Raw genomic sequence first — 18,514 nt, 5'->3', positions numbered from 1 at the left:
CGAGCCGGATGCCGCGCGGCATGGGCCGCGCTTCAGGTTGGCGCGGCCCGCCGGCTTGAAGCGGGCCGCGGATCGTTCAGGCGAGGATCAGAGCGCGTTGATGCGATCGACCATGCCGTCCGGCCAGTCCTTGGCCAGGTCCGATTCAAGATACATCTTCTGGGCATGCGCGCGGAAGGCGTCCACGTCCGGCTTGTAGAGTTCCAATCCCTGTTCCTTCATGAACGAAGCCAGTTCCTCCTCACGCTTGAGATGCTCGGCAGTGCTCCATTCGATGGCGGAGTCGGCCGCGGCCTGGACTTTCTCCTGCTGTTCGGGCGTCAGCTTGTTCCAGGCATCCAGCGAGATGGTCAGGAGATCGTAACCGACCAGATGGGAGGTCAGCACGATCTGCTTCATCACCTCGTAGAATTTCATGTTCTGGACGTTCGGGAGCGGATTGTCCTGCCCGTCGATCGCGCCGGTCTGCAGTCCCGTGTAAACCTCGGCATAGGCCATCGGCACGGGGTTCGCGCCAAGCGCGGAGCCCAGGAATTGCCATGCGTCGCCGCCCGGCATCCTGAGCTTGACGCCGGCCATGTCGGCAGGCGTGCTGATCTTCTTGTCGAGATTCAGACCAACCTGGCGCGAGCCGAAATAGGTGGGACCCAGGATCTTCACGCCGAGCTGGTCCTCGACCATCTGCGTCATTTCCTTGCCTGCATCGCTCTCGAAGAAGGTGCGCAGATGATCGGCGTCACGGAACAGATAGGCCGAGGTCAGCACTGACCAGGCCGGAATCTGGTTGGACATGTCCTGTGGGGCGATGTTGCCCATCTCCAGATTGCCGCGTTGCAGCGCGACCAGTTCTGTTCCCTGCTTGAACAGTGTGCCGCCGTAGTAGCCCTGATAGTCGAAATCCTCGCCGATCGCTTCGGCGAACCTCTTCATCATCTCGGCGCGGATGTCCTGTTCCGAGAACACGGCCGAAAAGCGCAGCCCGATCTTCTCCTGCGCGGTGGCTACCGTGGCAAAGGCAGTGAGCGCAAGGGCGGAGCCCGCCGCTACCAGCGTTCGTCTCGTGAATTCGATCATGGCTAATCCTCCCAGGCCATTGTGGCAACGGCCTCCCGGCAGGCGGACCGTCGTGGCCCAAGTCTTGCCACTAGACAGTTTCTTGATCAATAGGCATTATCAAAAATCTCATAGATTTCTGAATATGTCATTCGCCGGAGGAACGCAAGCGGATTGCCGCTTCAAGGCTGACCTGCGATGAAGGTGAGAACGGGAACGCCACCATGACCGATCTCAGCTCTGCCTTGGACACCGCTGGCGAAGCCGCCTATCGCGCCATCCGCCACGACATCATTTTCGGGAAGCTTCAGCCGGGGGCCCGGCTGAAGCTGGAGCGGCTGCGCGCGCCCTATCGGGCGAGCGTCAGCACGCTTCGCGAGACACTCAACCGGCTTTCGTCCGAGCGACTGGTACTGGCGGAAGGGCAGCGCGGGTTCGAGGTTGCGCCTGTTTCACAGGACCATTTCAGGGAGGTGGCGGCCCTGCGCGAACTCCTCGAAAGCCACGCCATGCGGGAATCGTTCGAGCGCGGCGACGTGGAGTGGGAGAGCCGGGTGCTCGCGGCACACCACAAGCTGGCGCGCATGGAAGTACGAATGGAAAGCGGCGACCGCTCTGGCACCGAGGACTGGAAGCGCTACGATCGGGAGTTCCATGCCGCGCTGATATCGGCCTGTGGCTCGGTCGAACTGATGGCGGCCCATCGGCAGATATTCGATCATTATCTGCGCTATCAGATCATCGCGGTGATCTATCGCGGCGGCGAAGCCTCGGGGGAACATCGGCAGTTGCTCGAATTTGCTCTCGAACGCGATCACGCGCAGGCCTCACAGGTGCTCGGCCGGCACATTGGCGCGTGCGTCGAGCATACCGTCCGGCACGGATTGCTGGTGACGTGACCGAAAGGTTGCGGGGTTGCCGATCTGATATTATCAGGATCGTATGAAGCACGATGTCTCGCTGCCTTCCGCCGCTCCGGTCCCGACAATCGGAGAAAATGCCTACCGTCGGATCAGGTCGGACATCATCTTCGGCCGCCTCGCACCCGGTCAGAAGCTGAAGCTCGAGCGCCTGCGCGATGCCTATGGCGCGAGCATCAGCACCTTGCGCGAAACCCTGAATCGTCTGGCATCCGAAAGCCTTGTCGTGGCGGAGGGCCAGAGAGGGTTCGAGGTCGCGCCGGTCTCGGTCGAGAATTTGCGCGAGATCGCGGCGTTGCGGCTGCTGCTTGAGGGGCATGCTCTCAAGCAGTCGTTCGCGGCCGGCGACATGGAATGGGAGGGGCGAGTTGTTGCCGCTTACCACAAGCTTGCGACGATGGAACGGCGCATGCACGATGGTGATCGCAGCGAAACCGAGCTCTGGAAGCGCTATGATTGGGAGTTTCATCAGGCACTGATTTCTGCCTGCGGTTCGACGGTCCTCATCGAGACCCATGCCGGCGTGTTCGACAAATATCTTCGCTATCAGATGATTGCCCTTTCTTTCCGCGGTGACATCGCGGCCGAGGAACACAAGATCATGCATGATTGCGCGCTGGATCGGGACGCGGCGCGTGCCCGGGACGTGCTGGTCAGGCATGTCGAAGGCGGGGTCGAGCACGCCCTCTCCAAGGGTACGATACGGTAGTCGTCTCCGGTCGAGGCCATGCTCTTGAGAGTTTGTGGAGGAGGGCTTGAAGCTGCTCGGCGATGCGGCCATCGCAATGTGGTGGAGCGTGGACGACGCTCACCTGGCTGAGTTCCATGAATGGCATTCGAGAGAGCATCTGCCGGAACGCTTGAGCATACCGGGCTTCAACAGAGGCTCGCGTTGGCGACAGGAGAACAGCGGCGCGTTTTTCGTTATCTACGAATTGGCCACCTATGCGATCTTGACGTCGGATGCCTATCGGGCCCGACTGAACAATCCCACACCCTGATCAACCAAGATGATGCCCCTCCATCGCGGCATGACCCGCAGCCAATGCCGCGTCGCCGCGAGCAAACGGCGGCGGGATCGCGCCATTCATGAAGACCATCCGGCTGTCCCCCGGCCCCGGCGCGGAGAGCGGACTGGAGAGCTTCCTGTGCGGTCTCGTTTCCCTGTTGCCGGAAAGGACGGGTTTGACCGGGGCCCATCTCCTGAAAACCGACACACCGAGCGCCGCCGAGACAACCGAGCAACGGATTCGCGGCGGCGATGCCACGGCTGACTGGGTATTTCTGTTGTCGGGGCATGACGTCGAAGCCCTTGAGGAGGCTTGCACCACCCATCTTGCCCTTGGGATGCTTCGCAGGTGTGGTGCCAGCGAACTTCACTGCGATGCGGCTTTCAGGCTTGTTCATGCGGTGACGTCAGCGGACGTTCGCTGACGAGTTCCGGCGGAGCCCGTGCGCCCGCACGGTCCTGCGGTAGCCCATCATGCGGACGGGCGCTCAAGGAGAATGTCATCGGATAAAACAAAAAACGCCAGACAAAACGGAGTTTGTGTGTTGCTGAAAGTGCGTTCGATCGCTAACTTGTCCGGAACAATCGGTTCGCAACACCAGAGATGATCATGGGTTCCGTCCGGCTCGGCCTCATCGGAGCCAACATCGCCCGCTCGCAATCGCCTCGGCTTCACGTGGAAGCGGGAAGGCTCTGCGGTGTCGAAGTTAGGTATGAACGCCTGGTGCCGCGCGATCTCGGGCTGGACTTCGGGGCCGTGTTCGATCGCTGCCTTGACGAAGGTTTCCGCGGCGTGAACGTCACCTATCCCTACAAGGAAGAGGTCGTGGCGCGCGTCAAGCTCTCCGATCCGCCCACGGCAAGAATCGGCGCCTGCAACACGGTGCTGTTCGGGAATGGCGGCCCGCTGGGACACAATACGGACCATTCCGGCTTCATTTCCGCATTCGAAGCGTCGTTCGGCAAGACGGCTCCCGGCAAGGTGGCGCTGGTGGGCGCTGGCGGAGTGGGCAAGGCGATCGCATTTGCACTGGTGCGCCTCGGCGCCGGCGAATTGCGCATCTTTGACACTGATCCGGGCAAGGCGCATCGTCTCGCGGCGATGCTGTCGGAGGCCGGGGCGGCGCCCCGGGTGATCAGGGCCACGTCCACCGAGGAAGCGGTCGAGCATGCGGACGGGCTGGTCAATTGCACGCCGATCGGCATGAGTGGCCATTCCGGATCTTCGATGGAACGCCGGCACATGGTCGGAGCGTCCTGGGCATTCGATGCTGTCTACACGCCGGTGGATACGGATTTTCTACGCTCCGCCGCCGACGCCGGACTGGCGATCATGACCGGGTGGGAACTGTTCTTTTATCAGGGACTGGATGCGTTCCGCCATTTCACTGGTGCCGAGGTTGACCCCCTGTCGCTGCGGCGAGTCCTGCGGGCCAACGACGAGAAAAAGCTTCACGCATGAAGACTTCGATCGCGACGGTATCGATCAGCGGCGATCTGCGCGAGAAGCTGGCCGCGATCGCCGCTGCGGGCTTCGATGGCGTCGAGATTTTCGAGAACGACTTTCTTGCCTTCGACGGGACCCCCGCGGAAGTCGGGCGCATGGTGCGCGAACACGGGCTGGAGATCACCTTGTTCCAGCCGTTCCGCGACTTCGAGGGCATGCCCGAACCGCAGCGCGCCCGAACCTTCGACCGTGCCGAACGCAAGTTCGACCTGATGGCCGAACTCGGCACCGACCTGATGCTGATCTGCTCCAATGTCTCGCCTCTTGCGCTGGGTGGTATCGATCGTGCCGCCGCTGATCTGCGCGAGCTTGGAGAGAGAGCCGCCAAACGTGGACTCCGCGTCGGTTACGAAGCGCTTGCCTGGGGGCGCCATGTCAGCGATCACCGCGACGCTTGGGAGATCGTGCGCCGTGCGGACCATCCCAATGTCGGCTTGATCCTCGATTCCTTCCACACGCTTGCGCGCGAGATCGATGCCGATACGATCCGGTCCATACCGGGCGACCGCATCTTCATCGTGCAACTGGCCGACGCGCCGCGTCTGGCGATGGACCTGTTGTCGTGGAGCCGGCACTACCGCAACATGCCCGGCGAAGGCGACCTGCCGGTTACCGCCTTCATGCGTGCGGTCGCCGCCACCGGCTATGCGGGGCCGCTGTCGCTCGAGATCTTCAACGACCAGTTCAGGGGCGGCTCGCCGCGCACCATCGCCGTCGACGGGCGTCGTTCGCTACTCAATCTGATGGACGAGGTGCGGCGGGAGGAGCCGGCGGTCGCGATCGCCGTGCCCGACATGCCGCCACGGGTCAGCGTTGAACGTGTCGAGTTCATCGAGTTCGCGACCAGCGAGGAAGAGGCTACCGAACTGGGCCGGATGCTGTCGACGCTTGGCTTTTCGCCACGCGCGCGGCACCGCTCCAAGGACGTGGTGCTGTGGCGCCAGGGACCCGAGCGGTCCGGCATCAACATCGTCATCAACACGGAGCGGGAAGGGCTCGCCCACTCCTCTCATCTCGTTCACGGCGCCAACGCGTATGCCATGGGGATCCGCGTGGCAGACGCGGCGGCCACGGTCACGCGCGCCCGCATTCTGGGTGCGGAGCCTTTCGAGCAGCGGCATGGGCCGGGCGAGCTTTCGATCCCGGCGATCCGCGGCGTGGGCGGCGGCGTCATCTACTTTATCGACGGCGGCGAGTTGTCTCGCGTGTGGGATATCGAGTTCGAGGCGCTGGCTCAGCCCGAGGAACAGGACGCCGGCCTGCTAGCGATCGACCACATCGCCCAGACGATGAACTACGAGGAGATGCTGACCTGGGTGCTGTTCTACACCTCGATCCTGAAGACGCGAAAACTGCCGATGGTCGACGTCGTCGACCCTGGCGGCCTTGTGCGCAGTCAGGTCGTCGAGGCCGACGGCGGCGCACTCCGACTGACCCTGAACGGCGCCGAGAACCGCAAGACCCTGGCCGGCCACTTCCTCGCCGAAAGCTTCGGATCGACCGTACAGCACCTGGCCTTCGCGAGCGCCGACATTTTCCGATCCGCCGATCGGGTGCGCTCGCTCGGGTTCCGGCCGCTGGAAATATCGCCCAACTACTACGATGATCTGGAGGCGCGCCTCGGGCTGGAACCGGAACTGACTGGTCGCATGCGGGCCGCCAACATCCTCTACGACCGGGATGGCGATGGCGAATATTTCCAGTTCTACAGCGGCAACTACGGCGAGGGCTTCTTTTTCGAGATCGTCGAACGCCGCGGCGGCTACCGGGGCTATGGCGCCGTCAATGCTCCGTTTCGCATCGCGGCGCAGAAGCGCGCGCTCAGGCCAAAGGGCATGCCGAAGGCGTGAACCAAGCCTGTGGCGCCTATATCACGATGAAATCCGCGCCACCCTAGCCGCGTTCCTTTGAATATCCGAGCCTGGAGCCGTCGGACGGCATCTGGGGCCGAAACGGGCCAGGCAGCTTCTACATGCGGAACGCAAAAAGCGGGCGTTTGCATTGGGGTGGTCCGCTCGACTGCCATTCCTGATGATTGACGTACCTCATCCAAATCGCGATATACGGCGCGGGAGGGTGCGAATGGCGCGGCCGACAGTCAACGATATCGCGAAGGCCGCAGGGGTGAGCCTTGCAACGGTCGATCGCGTCCTCAACGCGCGGCCAGGCGTGCGCGAAAAGACGGTTGCCCGCGTCAATAGTGCTATCGAACAGCTTGGCTACGTCCGCGATGTCACGGCGGCGAACCTGGCGCGCCAGCGCCGTTATCGGCTGGTGTTCGTACTCCCGGACATGCCGGCCCTCTTTGTCCGAACGCTGCGCGACGCGATTAACGAGGCCATTGCGAACTCGGTCACCGAGCGGACCGATGTTCGCATCCTGACGTTCCCGAACGACAATCCGCACGCCCTGGTCAGATCGCTGCGCGAACTCGGCGCCGACGATACCGACGGCGTCGCGATCTTCGCTCCGGAAACACCCCATCTCCGCGATGCCATTGTACGGCTGAAGGCCGAGGGCATACCTGTCGTGGCGCTGGTTTCCGACCTTCCGAACACGGAGCGCGACCATTTCATTGGCGTCGACAACGTCGCGGCCGGGCGCACAGCCGGCTTCCTGATGGGGAAATTCCTAGGAAATACAGGCGGTTCGGTCATGGTTCTGGTCAGCTCGATGCAGGCTCGGGATAATGTCGAGCGGCGTCTGGGCTTCGATCAGGTGATGGCTGAATCCTTCCCCGAGATTGAAGTGCTGCCGTCGCTGGAGAACCACGACAATGAAGACCTCACTGCACGTGTTGTCACCGCCGTGCTGGCGGAGCGAGGGGATATCAACGGCATATATTCGGTCGGCCACGGCAGTCACGCGCTGGTCGATCTGCTGCGCGGTTATGGGCGCCGGAGCAACATAACGGTCATCGGCCATGAGCTTACCGATGTTACGCGCGACGCGTTGCGCGATAATCTGATGGACGCCGTCATCAGCCAGAATGTCGGCCATATCGTGCGCAGCGCCCTGCGGGTATTGCGCGCCAAGAGTGACGGGCTCGACATAGTCCAGTCGCAGGAACGCATCAGAATCGAGATTGTGGTGCGCGAAAACCTGGTCTGATCCGCTGGGCCGCGGCCCTTTAAGAACCCGTGCAATTCCGGCTGCCAGTCGACGCAATCCACGATCGTCAGATTCTGAGTTGACATGAGGTACGTACCTCATTTAGTTTGAGGTACGTAAGCTTATGTTTGCGTCTTTTCGGGAGGACCCATCATGAAACGTGCCCATCTGGCATCCGTTGCCGCTATTTCGCTTACTGCAGCGTTCGCCTCGAGTGCCGCGCAGGCCGAGGACCTTACGCTTTGCTGGGCCGCCTGGGACCCGGCCAACGCTCTGGTCGCGCTGTCGAAGGACTTCGAGGCCCAGTCCGGCCACAAGATGAGCTTCGAATTCGTGCCGTGGCCGAACTTCGCCGACCGAATGCTCAATGAGCTGAATTCCGGCGGCCAGCTTTGCGATCTGATGATCGGGGACAGCCAGTGGATCGGCGGTTCCGCCGAGAACGGCCACTATATCAAGCTCAACGACTTCTTCGACGCCAACGGCATCAAGATGGACGACTTTATCGACGCGACGGTGGTCGGCTATTCGCAGTGGCCGAAGAACACGCCCAACTACTGGGCGCTGCCGGCATTCGGCGACGTCGTCGGCTGGACCTACCGTAAGGACTGGTTCGAGCGGCCGGAGTTGCAGGCCGAATACAAGGAGAAGTACGGGCGCGATCTCGCTGCGCCCAAGACCTTCGCCGAGCTCAAGGATATCGCCGAGTTCTTTCAGAATCGCGAGATTGACGGCAAGACCGTCTATGGCGCGTCGATCTACACAGAGCGCGGTTCCGAAGGCATCACCATGGGTGCGATGGACGTGCTCTACAGCTTCGGCTTCAAGTACGAGAACCCGGACAAGCCGTACGAGATGGAAGGCTTCGTCAACTCGCCAGGCGCCGTGGCGGGACTCGAATACTACAAGGCGCTGTATGATTGCTGCACGCCGCCGGGGTCTTCGAACGGCTACATGTCGGAAGGCATCGATGCCTTCAAGTCGGGCCAGGTCGCGATGCAGATGAACTTCGCCTTTACCTGGCCGGGCTTCGAGACCGACGCCAATGTCGGTGGAGGCAAGACGGGCTATTTCGCCAACCCCGCCGGCCCCGATGGCGACCAGTTCGCCCAGCTGGGCGGCCAGGGAATCTCGGTGGTGGCCTATTCGCAGAAGAAGGACGCCGCGCTTGAGTATATCAAGTGGTTTGCGCAGCCCGAGGTGCAGGCCAAGTGGTGGTCGATGGGCGGCTTCTCCTGCCTTAAGGCTGTTACTCTGGCGCCCGAGTTTCCGCAAAGCCAGCCTTACGCCCAGACCTTCCTCGACTCGATGGCGATCGTGAAAGACTTCTGGGCAGAGCCCAGCTACGCAACTCTGCTGCAGGACACCCAGAAGCGCTTCCACGACTATGTCGTGGCAGGGCAGGGCACGGCTCAGGAAGCCCTGGACGGCCTGGTCAGGGACTGGACGGAAAATTTCGAAGACGACGGCAGGATTTAAGATCGGTCCTCCCTCGAGCCCCCGCCCGGCGTCGGCCGGGCGGGGACCCCGTGCGCTGAAAGTCGTCCCGCGGTTTGCTGCGGAAAGGCGCCAGATCGTTTATTGCTAAAGTGTCCCAGCCATGTCTGAATCAGCGATGGACCGGATTGCGCAGGCAACGCCGTCAGGTATCGCGCGAAGAATGCGCGGACTGAGCGATCGCGCAATCGCCTGGATATTCGTTGCGCCTACCATCTTCCTGCTTCTGGCGATCAACATCTTCCCGCTCGCTTGGACGATCAGACTCAGCCTGACGAACTACCGGGCGAACCGGGCCGGCGCCGAGTTGGAGTGGGTCGGGCTCCGCAACTACACGCGCATTCTCACCGATCGCGACATCTGGCTGACCATGCAGGCGACCGCGCACTTCCTGATCTGGACATTGGTCCTGCAGGTCGTCTTGGGCTTTGCGCTTGCCTATCTGATCAACAAGAAGTTCCGCGGCAATGATCTCTGGACCACGATCATCGTCCTGCCGATGATGCTGTCGCCGGCGGTAGTGGGCAATTTCTGGACCTTTCTCTACCAACCGCAGATCGGGCTGTTCAACTACGCGGTGTCGTTCTTCACGGGCATCGACCCGTCATCTTTTTCCATGATCGGATCGGTTGATCTCGCCCCTTGGGCCATCGTCATCGTCGACACATGGATGTGGACGCCGTTCGTCATGCTGATCTGCCTGGCCGGCCTTCGCTCGATCCCAGGATACATCTATGAAGCGGCGGCGATCGACCGCGCTTCGCCCTGGCGGCAATTCTGGACGATCACCGTCCCGATGGTGCTGCCCTTCCTGATGCTGGCGGTACTGTTCCGCGGCATCGAGAACTTCAAGATGTTCGACCTCGTCGTGCAACTCACTGGCGGTGGGCCTGGCTCGGTGACGGAACTCACGTCCATCAATCTCAAGCGCGAAGCATTTGAGAAATGGCGTACCGGCTATGCCTCTGCTTACGCGATCATTCTATTTGTCACCGTCTTCGGCCTGGCGTCGATCTACGTGAAGGCGCTCAACAAGGTGAAGGAACGATGAGCAGCTATTCGATCACCGAGCCTTCTCCGAGGCAGAAATGGGTGGCCGGGACGATGGTCGTCCTTTATGCGGTCGTTACGCTTCTGCCACTGGTGTGGATCGTCGCTACCGGCTTCAAGTCGCCTTCGGACGCCATCGCCTACCCGCCAAAGGTGATCTTCGAACCGACCCTAGAAGGCTATGTGAACCTTTTCACGACGCGCACGCGAATGAACCCGGAGGCGCTTGAGGCACATGGCCCACCGCAGACCTGGTACGATGCCATCGTGCGCCAGTACGACATGGTTATCTCGGGCCCGTCGCGGTTCGGCGATAGGTTCCTGAACTCGGTGATCATAGGCTTTGGGTCTACGTTTCTGAGCGTCTTTCTCGGCACGCTCGCTGCCTACGCATTCAGCCGGTTCAAGGTGCCGCTGAAGGATGATCTTCTCTTTTTCATCCTTTCGACGCGGATGATGCCGCCAATCGCCGTGGCAATCCCGATCTTCCTCATGTTCCGCACGCTTGGCCTCTCTGACACGCATCTGGGGATGATCCTGCTCTATACGGCGGTGAACATCTCGCTCGCGGTCTGGCTACTGAAGGGGTTCATTGACGAGATCCCGCGGGAATACGAGGAGGCGGCGCTGATCGACGGCTACACGCGCTTCCAGGCCTTCTACAAGGTGGTCCTGCCGCAGGCTGCGACCGGCATCGCGAGCACGGCGATCTTCTGCCTGATCTTTTCCTGGAACGAATACGCTTTTGCCGTTCTGCTGACGTCGGGGACAGCGCAAACCGCGCCGCCGTTCATCCCGACCATCATCGGCATCGGCAAGGATTGGCCGGCCGTCGCGGCTGGAGCCACACTGTTTCTCCTCCCGGTGATGATCTTCACCATTCTGCTTCGCAAACATCTGCTGCGTGGCATCACTTTTGGGGCGGTGCGCAAATGAGCGAGATCATCAACGGACTGCTCCGCCTAAGGCGCGGCCCGTGGGAGATGCTGGCATCGATCCTCATTGGCCTTGGCGTCGTGATGCTGATGCAACCCTACGTGATGTGGGCCTATTCCTGGTCGTTCATCGTAACGCTCGCCGGCACGGTGATGTTCATCATCGTCAGCCATTTCCGGGAGTAGGAGGAATGGCCGAGATCGTCATCCGCAATCTGCGAAAGGAGTTCGGTGAGTTCGTTGCCGTGGAGGGATCGGACTTTACCATCCGAGACGGTGAGTTCTTCATGCTGCTCGGACCTTCGGGCTGCGGCAAGACGACAACGCTGCGCATGATCGCCGGGCTGGAATTGCCGACATCCGGCCAGATACTTCTTGACGGGCAGGATGTGGCGCAGATGCCGGCCAGTGCGCGTGACATCGCGTTCGTGTTCCAGATGTTTGCGCTCTACCCGCACATGAACGTTCGACGGAACATATCCTATCCGCTGATCAGTCAGGGCATGCGCCGATCGGATGTCCGGCAGCGGGTTGGCGAGGTTTCGCGCATCCTTGGCATCGAAGACATTCTCGATCGGCCGGTTGGCGCCCTGTCGTCAGGCGATCGGCAACGTGTCGCGCTCGGCAGGGCCATCGTGCGCGAGCCGAAGGCCTTTCTCATGGACGAGCCGCTTGGTGCGCTCGATGCCGAGTTCCGTGAGCACATGGCGGAGGAATTGCGGGCGCTGCACGACCGCATGGGCGCGACAACCGTCTATGTGACTCATGACCAGCTCGAAGCCATGCAGATGGGCGACAAGATCGCGGTCATGAACCACGGCGTCGTGGAGCAATGGGGAACGCCGCAGGAAATCTATGACGATCCCGCGACCATGTTCGTCGCCGATTTCATCGGCTCGCCGCCGATGAACTTCCTGCATTTTGATGGGCCTTTGGAGCCTCACGCGAACAGCGTGGCGCTTGCGGAAGCCGCGGTCGCAATTCCCAGACTGGAGCAGCAGACCCAGGCTCGGAAATTCGCACTGGGTGTCAGGCCAGAACATATCAGGCTGGAGGACGATTCATCCTATCGCGGACAGGTTATCGCGACCGAATATCTCGGCACGACACAGATCGTCACGCTCGATACGCCAAATGGCGACGTCAAGGCGCGTGTCCCCTCCGATCAGCCGGCGCGTATCGGCGACATGACCGGGCTCGCCTTCAACACCAAAACGCTATCATTGTTCGATGCCGAGACCGGCTCGAGCCTGATCCTGGACCGGCCGCATCTCAGAACGGTCGGAGCAAGGGAGATTGCTCATGGCTGAAGTTGTGCTCGAGGGCGTCTCCAAGTCGTTTGGAGACATCGATGCCGTCAGCAACGTGACGATGACAGTGCCCGACGGGGCATTCGTCGTGCTGCTTGGCCCCACCGGCGTTGGCAAGACGACCACGCTCAGGCTCATTTCCGGACTGGAGACGCCGGATGCGGGAGATATCCGGATCGGCGGCCGGAGCGTAATTGCCGACACGCCCGCCCAGCGCAACATCGCGATGGTGTTCCAGCAATACTCGCTCTATCCCCACCTGACAGTTCGCCAGAACCTCGAATTTCCGCTTCGCTCGCCGATCCTCAACACGCCGCAGACGCAGATTGAACGCCGCGTGGCCGAGGTGGCCGACGTGTTGCAGATCGCGCACAAGCTCGACAACAAGGCAACGGCGCTTTCCGGCGGCGAAATGCAGCGGGTGTCCATCGGCCGGGCGCTGGTCCGCAGACCTCAGGTCTTCCTGATGGATGAGCCGCTGAGTTCGCTTGACGCCAAGCTGCGCGCCGATCTGCGGATTGAATTGAAACGCATCCAGTCCGATCTGGGTTCGACCCTTGTCTACGTTACGCACGATCAGGTCGAGGCAATGACCATGGCCACTCATGTCGGCGTGCTTGACCGGGGTCAGCTTGTCCAGTTCGGAACACCGCGCGAAATCTACGAAAATCCGGCCAGCCTCTACGTGGCAACGAGGCTCGGCCAGCCACGTATCAATACCTTGCCAGCGGGGGTCTTCGGCGGCGCACCCGATAGGGCAGCGACCATTGCCTTGCGGCCCGAACACATCCGCGAGGGTGACGGCAAGCCGGCAAGTGTCACCCGGGTCGAGCATCTCGGGGATCAGACCCGGCTACACTTGCTCATAGAGAACCACGCGCTGGTCACGCTCGTCGACGCGCACACCACGTTGCGGCCCGGCGACACGATTTCGCTGCGGCCCGAGAGGCCGCTCTATTTCGACGACCGTGGCGCCCGTGTCATTTGAGGAGAAGTGCATGGCACAGTTTTACAATACGAAAGACACCCTCGTTGTCGACGCGGTTGACGGGGTGCTGCGTGGTTCCGGAGGACGGCTCGCCCGACTCGACGGCTACCCGCATATCAAGGTCGTCTTTCGCACCGACTGGGACAGGTCCAAGGTCGCGATCGTGTCGGGCGGCGGATCGGGCCACGAGCCAGCTCATGCCGGTTTCGTAGGCCAGGGAATGCTCACGGCCGCTGTCTGCGGCGATATCTTCGCCTCGCCTTCCGTCGATGCGGTTCTGGCCGCAATCCTTACCGTCACGGGCAAGGCCGGCTGCCTGCTCATCGTGAAAAACTACACGGGCGACAGGCTCAATTTCGGCCTTGCGGCCGAGCGCGCGCGCGCCTTCGGCCTCAACGTGAACATGGTCATAGTGGACGACGACATCGCTCTGCCGGACCTGCCGCAAGCGCGTGGGGTAGCCGGAACGCTGTTCGTACACAAGGTGGCTGGGGCGCTGGCCGACGCCGGTCAGGACCTCGACTCGGTCACGTCTGCTGCCCAAAAGGTTATCGACAGCGTCATATCGATAGGCATGTCGCTCGATACCTGCACCATTCCCGGCTCGCCGAAGGATGACCGCATCCGGCCGGGCCACGCCGAACTCGGCCTTGGCATCCATGGGGAAGCCGGTGCCGAGCAGGTGATCTACAAGGATGCCAAGCATGCCATGGCGACCGTGGTGGGGCGCCTTGAACGGTCGCTCAAACCAGGGCCGCATGTTGCGTTGCTGAACAATCTGGGGAGCACCACTCATCTGGAAATGTCGATTCTTGCCGAGCAACTGGCGCGTTCGGCGATCGGGGAGCAGATCAAGTGGATCGTCGGCCCGGCAGCGATGATGACCTCACTCGACATGCACGGTTTTTCCCTGTCGCTGGTGCCAGCAACCAAGGAACTCGAAAGTGCCTTGCTGGCGCCCGTCGCTCCAGCAGCCTGGCCGCCGCTCGAAGCATTTGGCAAGGTCGAGAAACATCCGCTGCCCGACGGTTTGACGCCGATTCAGCCGATGCCATCGGCATTCCCGGCAAGGCGCGATCTGATCCGCAGATGCTGCGAAATCATGATCCGCGCCGAAGCCGCACTGAACGCGCTGGATTCGAAGGCAGGTGACGGCGACACCGGAACCACCCTGGCAACCGCTGCACGTGCCCTGATGAACGCACTCGATCGCCTTCCTTTGGCCGATCTGACGCAGCTCTACCGTGCGGTGGGGATGGAACTCAGCCAGACCATGGGTGGCTCGTCCGGTGTTCTGCTGGCAATCTTCTTCACCGCCGCCGGAGATGCTTCGGCCAGCGGCAAGGACTGGATCGCATCACTGTCTGCCGGACTGAACCGCATTCGTCAGGTGGGAGGTGCAGAACCGGGCGACCGCACGATGATTGATGCGCTGGTTCCCGCCCTCGAAGCGCTGCCGCGGGGGATCGACGCTGCGGCCAGGGCCGCGCGCGGGGGCGCAGACTTCACGGGCACGATTCGGCGCGCCAAGGCCGGACGCGCCAGCTACATTTCCGAGGAACGGTTGCGCGATGTCAACGACCCGGGTGCGGAGGCGGTGGCGCGGCTGTTCGAAAGCCTGTCCGTCGGCGGTGGCATCGGACAGGCTGCGGAATAGGACAGGCCGGTGAATGACTGCCGCGGACATGGCGACGCGACGTAGGTCTCTATGGCCGAAAAGCGGGCGCAAAGCCGCTGAAGTGGCCGAAACAACCGGCACTCCAGGCGCTGTCGCGTCGATATCCAAACTGCCACACCCGGTGAGAATAAGGACCGGAGCCTTAGGCATCTGAGCAGGTTTCACACAGCCCCGACAGTTCCACCGTTGCCCCCTCGATCCGGAAACCCTGCTTGCGCGCTATCTCCGCCAGCAGCCGGGCAAGGGACGAATCGTGAGTCTCGGTCGCCTGGCCGCATCGGGCGCAGACGGCAAAGACCGCATGACCCCGCCTTCGGCAGTCAGTGTGGGTACAAAGCGCATATGCGCTGACGCTCTCGATCTTGTGGACGATGCCTTCGGCAATCAGCTGGTCGAGTGCTCGATAGACCTGTACAGGCGAGCAGAAGCCCTCGCCGCGAAGTTGCCGCAGGAGGTCGTAGGCGCCCACCGGTTTGTCCGTTTGTCTCAAGGCGTCCAATACCAGCCGCTGGTTGCGTCCGTGCCTGCCGCGGCCAGGCCCGGCAGCAGCCTCGTCTTCAACTGCGTTCATCAAACGCTCGATTCGTTACGGTATAACGTTCTTGACGAGCGTAATAACATAACATATTCACTCGTCAAGCGTGTCCACCGGCGCGCTCTCGGAGTTTGCAATGTCGGCCTGCGTGACCTTCAAAGACCTGACGCTCGGCTACAACAGCCATCCGGCTGTTCACCACTTGAATGGCGTTGTCCGCAAGGGGTCTCTCACCGCTGTCGTCGGGGCGAACGGATCGGGCAAGTCGACCCTCATGAAGGGCATCGTCGGTGTACTCAAGCCTATGGCAGGCAGCTGCAAGGTCACGCCCGGCCTGAGCCTCGCTTATCTGCCTCAGCAGTCGGAGCTCGACCGCACTTTTCCCGCGCGCGTCGTTGATCTCGTTTCGCTCGGCCTGTGGCCACGCCGTGGGCTGCTGGGGCGCTACGGGCCTGAGGATCGGGAGGCGGTGGCCAAGGCGCTTTCGGCCGTCGGCCTGGAAGGTTTCGAGAGCCGGCCCATCGACACGCTTTCAGGAGGCCAACTCCAACGCGCGCTCTTCGCGCGCGTGCTTGTCCAGGATGCGGATCTGATCTTGCTGGACGAACCCTTCAACGCCATCGACATGAAAACGGTCGCCGACCTTGTCGCGCTCATCAAGCGCTGGCACGGCGAGGAGCGGACCGTGATGGTGGTCGTTCACGACCTTGATGTGGTCCGACACCATTTCCCGGAGGCGCTGCTGCTTGCCCGCAGCCCGATTGCATGGGGCGAAGCCCGCAGGACGCTGTCGCCGGAGAACCTGCTGCGCGCCCGTCAGTTCCACGAGGCCTGGGACGAGGATGCTCCGTGGTGTGCGCCCGGCGATGTGAGCGGCCATGATCATCATGATCACGCTCATTCGCATGGCGATCATCAGCGAGGGACAGCCTGATGAGTGGATTGTACGACTTGCTGCTCGGGCCGTTCATCGAGTTCGCGTTCATGCAACGGGCTCTGCTGGGGGCGGTGCTTCTTTCGATCAGCGCTTGCCCGGTCGGCGTTTTTCTGATGCTGCGCCGCATGAGCCTGACGGGTGACGCGATGGCTCACGCCATCCTGCCCGGCGCGGCAGCCGGCTTTCTGCTGTTTGGGCTCGAGATCGTTCCGATGACGCTTGGCGGCCTGGTCGCCGGCGTGGTCGTGGCGATTGCGGCCGGCTCTGTGTCGCGTCTGACCGTCCAGAAGGAAGATGCCTCGATGGCGGCCTTCTACCTGATCTCACTCGCGCTGGGCGTGCTGATCGTGTCCATGCGCGGATCGAACGTCGATCTCATGCATGTCCTCTTCGGCACCGTCCTCGCCCTCAACAACGAGGCGCTGACGCTGATCGGCGGGATAACGGTACTCACCCTGGCATCACTGGCTGTCTTTTGGCGCGGCCTTGTCGCCGAATGCCTCGATCCGCTGTTCCTGCGTTCCGTGTCGCGATTGGGGCCGCCCGTCCACTTCGTCTTCCTCGGACTGGTCGTGCTCAACCTGGTAGGTGGTTTCCAGGCGCTTGGAACGCTGTTGGCCGTCGGTCTGATGATGCTGCCCGCGACTGCCGCCCGGTTCTGGACCGTTCGGTTGGAATGGATGTGCGTGCTTGCGGTCGCAATCGGCATTGCGTCCTGCGTCTCCGGACTTCTTCTTTCCTACCATGCATCTCTGCCCTCGGGTCCTGCCATCATCCTGTCGGCGGGCATGATCTATGTCGTCTCCATCGTTGCCGGCACGCGCGGCGTCCTCGCGACGCGGATCCAGCATCACTCTCATCGTACAGCCTGACAGAGGAGTTTATCGCAATGTCCAAACTGGCAAAGCTTGCCGCGGCCGCAAGCATCATGACGCTGGGCCATACGGCGATGGCTTCGGCGGAAAACCTCAACGTCGTGGCCAGTTTCTCGATCATCGCCGACTTTGCCCGCAATGTCGGTGGCGACAAGGTCGATATCACCACACTGGTGGGGCCGGACGGCGATGCTCACGTCTACGAACCCAGGCCAGCCGATGCGGCGGCCGTCGGGGCTGCCGATGTTGTTCTCGTGAACGGGCTGCAATTCGAAGGATTTCTTCAGCGCCTTGTCGAGGCGAGCGGCACCAAGGCGCCCGTGGTCGAACTGACCAAGGGCGGCGAGGTCCTCAAGAGTACGGAAGAAGACCACCACGACGGGGAAGAGGCCAGGCACGACCATGAGGCGGAGAAGCACAAGCACGAAGAGGGGGAAGAACACGCTCACGACAAGAGCGGCGAACACGCCCACGAGAAAGAGGAGGAACATGCCCACGAAGGAGATCATGGTCACCATCATGGCGAATTTGATCCCCATGCTTGGCATTCCGTCCACAACGCCGAGGTCTACGTGAAGAACATCGCCGACGCGTTCTGCGCAGCCGATGCGGCCGGCTGCGACACCTACAGGGCCAACGCCGAAGCCTATGGTGCAAAGCTCGAGGCGCTCGAGAAAGAGATCGAGGCCGTGGTGGCAGCGATCCCGGAGGACAAGCGCACGATCATCACCTCGCATGATGCCTTCGGATACTTCGAGCACGAATACGGGCTGAAGTTTCTGGCACCCGAGGGTGTCTCCACCGAGTCCGAAGCCTCGGCAGCAGATGTCGCAGCGCTGATCCGGCAGGTCAGGGAAGACGAGGCGTCGGCGATCTTTGTCGAAAACATCACCAACCCGCGCCTGATCGAGCAGATTGCGTCCGAGACCGGTATCAGGATCGGTGGCACGCTCTATTCCGATGCTCTGTCAGGGGAAGATGGTCCTGCCGCGACCTATATCGACATGATGCGGCACAACGTCACCACGATCAAAGGCGCTATCCTGGGCAGCTGACGGCCTTCATGACGAACGGAGAGGCGGGGTGATCCGCCTTTCTTTCGGCCTGAA

19 protein-coding genes are annotated in these 18,514 nt (G+C 61.9%); 17 read left to right on the top strand and 2 right to left on the bottom strand.

Features of this window, described 5'->3' with window-relative positions; genetic code table 11:
• Positions 1–87: 87 nt before the first annotated feature.
• A complete protein-coding gene (locus FQ775_RS13145) occupies positions 88–1,074 on the bottom strand; it encodes a sialic acid TRAP transporter substrate-binding protein SiaP (RefSeq protein ID WP_146300224.1) in 987 nt (328 codons plus the stop codon).
• 203 nt (positions 1,075–1,277) lie between these two features.
• On the opposite strand from FQ775_RS13145, the gene FQ775_RS13140 reads away from it, so the two are divergent.
• The 14 genes from FQ775_RS13140 to FQ775_RS13075 all read left to right on the top strand — a co-directional run bounded on the left by FQ775_RS13140 (position 1,278) and on the right by FQ775_RS13075 (position 15,037).
• Entirely contained in the window at positions 1,278–1,952 is a 675-nt protein-coding gene (locus FQ775_RS13140; protein ID WP_146300225.1) for a GntR family transcriptional regulator, read from the top strand.
• 43 nt (positions 1,953–1,995) lie between these two features.
• Complete coding sequence (locus FQ775_RS13135; RefSeq protein ID WP_146300226.1) at positions 1,996–2,682, top strand: GntR family transcriptional regulator; 687 nt, start codon at positions 1,996–1,998, stop codon at positions 2,680–2,682.
• 46 nt (positions 2,683–2,728) lie between these two features.
• Positions 2,729–2,974 carry a DUF4286 family protein gene (locus FQ775_RS13130; RefSeq protein ID WP_146300227.1) on the top strand — a complete coding sequence of 82 codons (246 nt, stop codon included), beginning with the start codon at positions 2,729–2,731 and terminating at the stop codon, positions 2,972–2,974.
• 88 nt (positions 2,975–3,062) lie between these two features.
• The gene (locus FQ775_RS13125; protein ID WP_146300228.1) at positions 3,063–3,407 is read left to right on the top strand and encodes a hypothetical protein; all 345 of its coding nucleotides are present in this window, start codon (positions 3,063–3,065) and stop codon (positions 3,405–3,407) included.
• Between the two features lie 179 nt (positions 3,408–3,586).
• Complete coding sequence (locus tag FQ775_RS13120; RefSeq protein WP_146300229.1) at positions 3,587–4,444, top strand: NAD(P)-binding domain-containing protein; 858 nt, start codon at positions 3,587–3,589, stop codon at positions 4,442–4,444.
• A complete protein-coding gene (locus FQ775_RS13115) occupies positions 4,441–6,339 on the top strand; it encodes a bifunctional sugar phosphate isomerase/epimerase/4-hydroxyphenylpyruvate dioxygenase family protein (RefSeq protein WP_146300230.1) in 1,899 nt (632 codons plus the stop codon). The genes FQ775_RS13120 and FQ775_RS13115 overlap by 4 nt, the downstream gene beginning before the upstream one ends.
• 232 nt (positions 6,340–6,571) lie before the next feature.
• Complete coding sequence (locus tag FQ775_RS13110) at positions 6,572–7,600, top strand: LacI family DNA-binding transcriptional regulator (protein WP_146300231.1); 1,029 nt, start codon at positions 6,572–6,574, stop codon at positions 7,598–7,600.
• Positions 7,601–7,753: 153 nt separating this feature from the next.
• The gene (locus FQ775_RS13105) at positions 7,754–9,079 is read left to right on the top strand and encodes an ABC transporter substrate-binding protein (RefSeq protein ID WP_146300232.1); all 1,326 of its coding nucleotides are present in this window, start codon (positions 7,754–7,756) and stop codon (positions 9,077–9,079) included.
• A gap of 121 nt (positions 9,080–9,200) precedes the next feature.
• Positions 9,201–10,148, top strand: coding sequence for a carbohydrate ABC transporter permease (locus FQ775_RS13100; protein ID WP_146300233.1), 948 nt, complete (start codon positions 9,201–9,203; stop codon positions 10,146–10,148).
• Complete coding sequence (locus FQ775_RS13095) at positions 10,145–11,083, top strand: carbohydrate ABC transporter permease (protein WP_146300234.1); 939 nt, start codon at positions 10,145–10,147, stop codon at positions 11,081–11,083. Before FQ775_RS13100 ends, FQ775_RS13095 begins: the two co-directional genes overlap by 4 nt.
• The gene (locus FQ775_RS13090) at positions 11,080–11,268 is read left to right on the top strand and encodes a hypothetical protein (RefSeq protein WP_146300235.1); all 189 of its coding nucleotides are present in this window, start codon (positions 11,080–11,082) and stop codon (positions 11,266–11,268) included. The genes FQ775_RS13095 and FQ775_RS13090 overlap by 4 nt, the downstream gene beginning before the upstream one ends.
• Before the next feature lie 5 nt (positions 11,269–11,273).
• A complete protein-coding gene (locus FQ775_RS13085) occupies positions 11,274–12,392 on the top strand; it encodes an ABC transporter ATP-binding protein (RefSeq protein ID WP_146300236.1) in 1,119 nt (372 codons plus the stop codon).
• Complete coding sequence (locus FQ775_RS13080; protein ID WP_146300237.1) at positions 12,385–13,380, top strand: ABC transporter ATP-binding protein; 996 nt, start codon at positions 12,385–12,387, stop codon at positions 13,378–13,380. Before FQ775_RS13085 ends, FQ775_RS13080 begins: the two co-directional genes overlap by 8 nt.
• Before the next feature lie 10 nt (positions 13,381–13,390).
• Complete coding sequence (locus FQ775_RS13075) at positions 13,391–15,037, top strand: dihydroxyacetone kinase subunit DhaK (protein ID WP_146301986.1); 1,647 nt, start codon at positions 13,391–13,393, stop codon at positions 15,035–15,037.
• Between the two features lie 163 nt (positions 15,038–15,200).
• Here FQ775_RS13075 and FQ775_RS13070 read toward each other — a convergent pair whose 3' ends face one another.
• On the bottom strand, positions 15,201–15,629 hold the full coding sequence (locus FQ775_RS13070; protein ID WP_146300238.1) for a Fur family transcriptional regulator: 429 nt from the start codon (positions 15,627–15,629) through the stop codon (positions 15,201–15,203).
• Between the two features lie 100 nt (positions 15,630–15,729).
• Here FQ775_RS13070 and aztA point away from each other — a divergent pair, with 100 nt between their 5' ends.
• The 3 genes from aztA to aztC are packed head-to-tail and all read left to right on the top strand — an operon-like array spanning position 15,730 to position 18,460.
• A complete protein-coding gene (aztA, locus tag FQ775_RS13065; protein ID WP_146300239.1) occupies positions 15,730–16,527 on the top strand; it encodes a zinc ABC transporter ATP-binding protein AztA in 798 nt (265 codons plus the stop codon).
• Complete coding sequence (gene aztB / locus FQ775_RS13060) at positions 16,527–17,402, top strand: zinc ABC transporter permease AztB (RefSeq protein ID WP_146300240.1); 876 nt, start codon at positions 16,527–16,529, stop codon at positions 17,400–17,402. The genes aztA and aztB overlap by 1 nt, the downstream gene beginning before the upstream one ends.
• Before the next feature lie 17 nt (positions 17,403–17,419).
• Positions 17,420–18,460 carry a zinc ABC transporter substrate-binding protein AztC gene (aztC, locus tag FQ775_RS13055; RefSeq protein WP_146300241.1) on the top strand — a complete coding sequence of 347 codons (1,041 nt, stop codon included), beginning with the start codon at positions 17,420–17,422 and terminating at the stop codon, positions 18,458–18,460.
• The last annotated feature ends 54 nt before the right edge of the window (positions 18,461–18,514 follow it).

The organism is Nitratireductor mangrovi (assembly GCF_007922615.2).
GTDB classification, from domain to species: Bacteria; Pseudomonadota; Alphaproteobacteria; order Rhizobiales; family Rhizobiaceae; genus Mangrovimarina; species Mangrovimarina mangrovi.
Note: the sequence above shows the minus strand (reverse complement) of the source record. Positions and strands in the feature narration are given on the sequence as shown.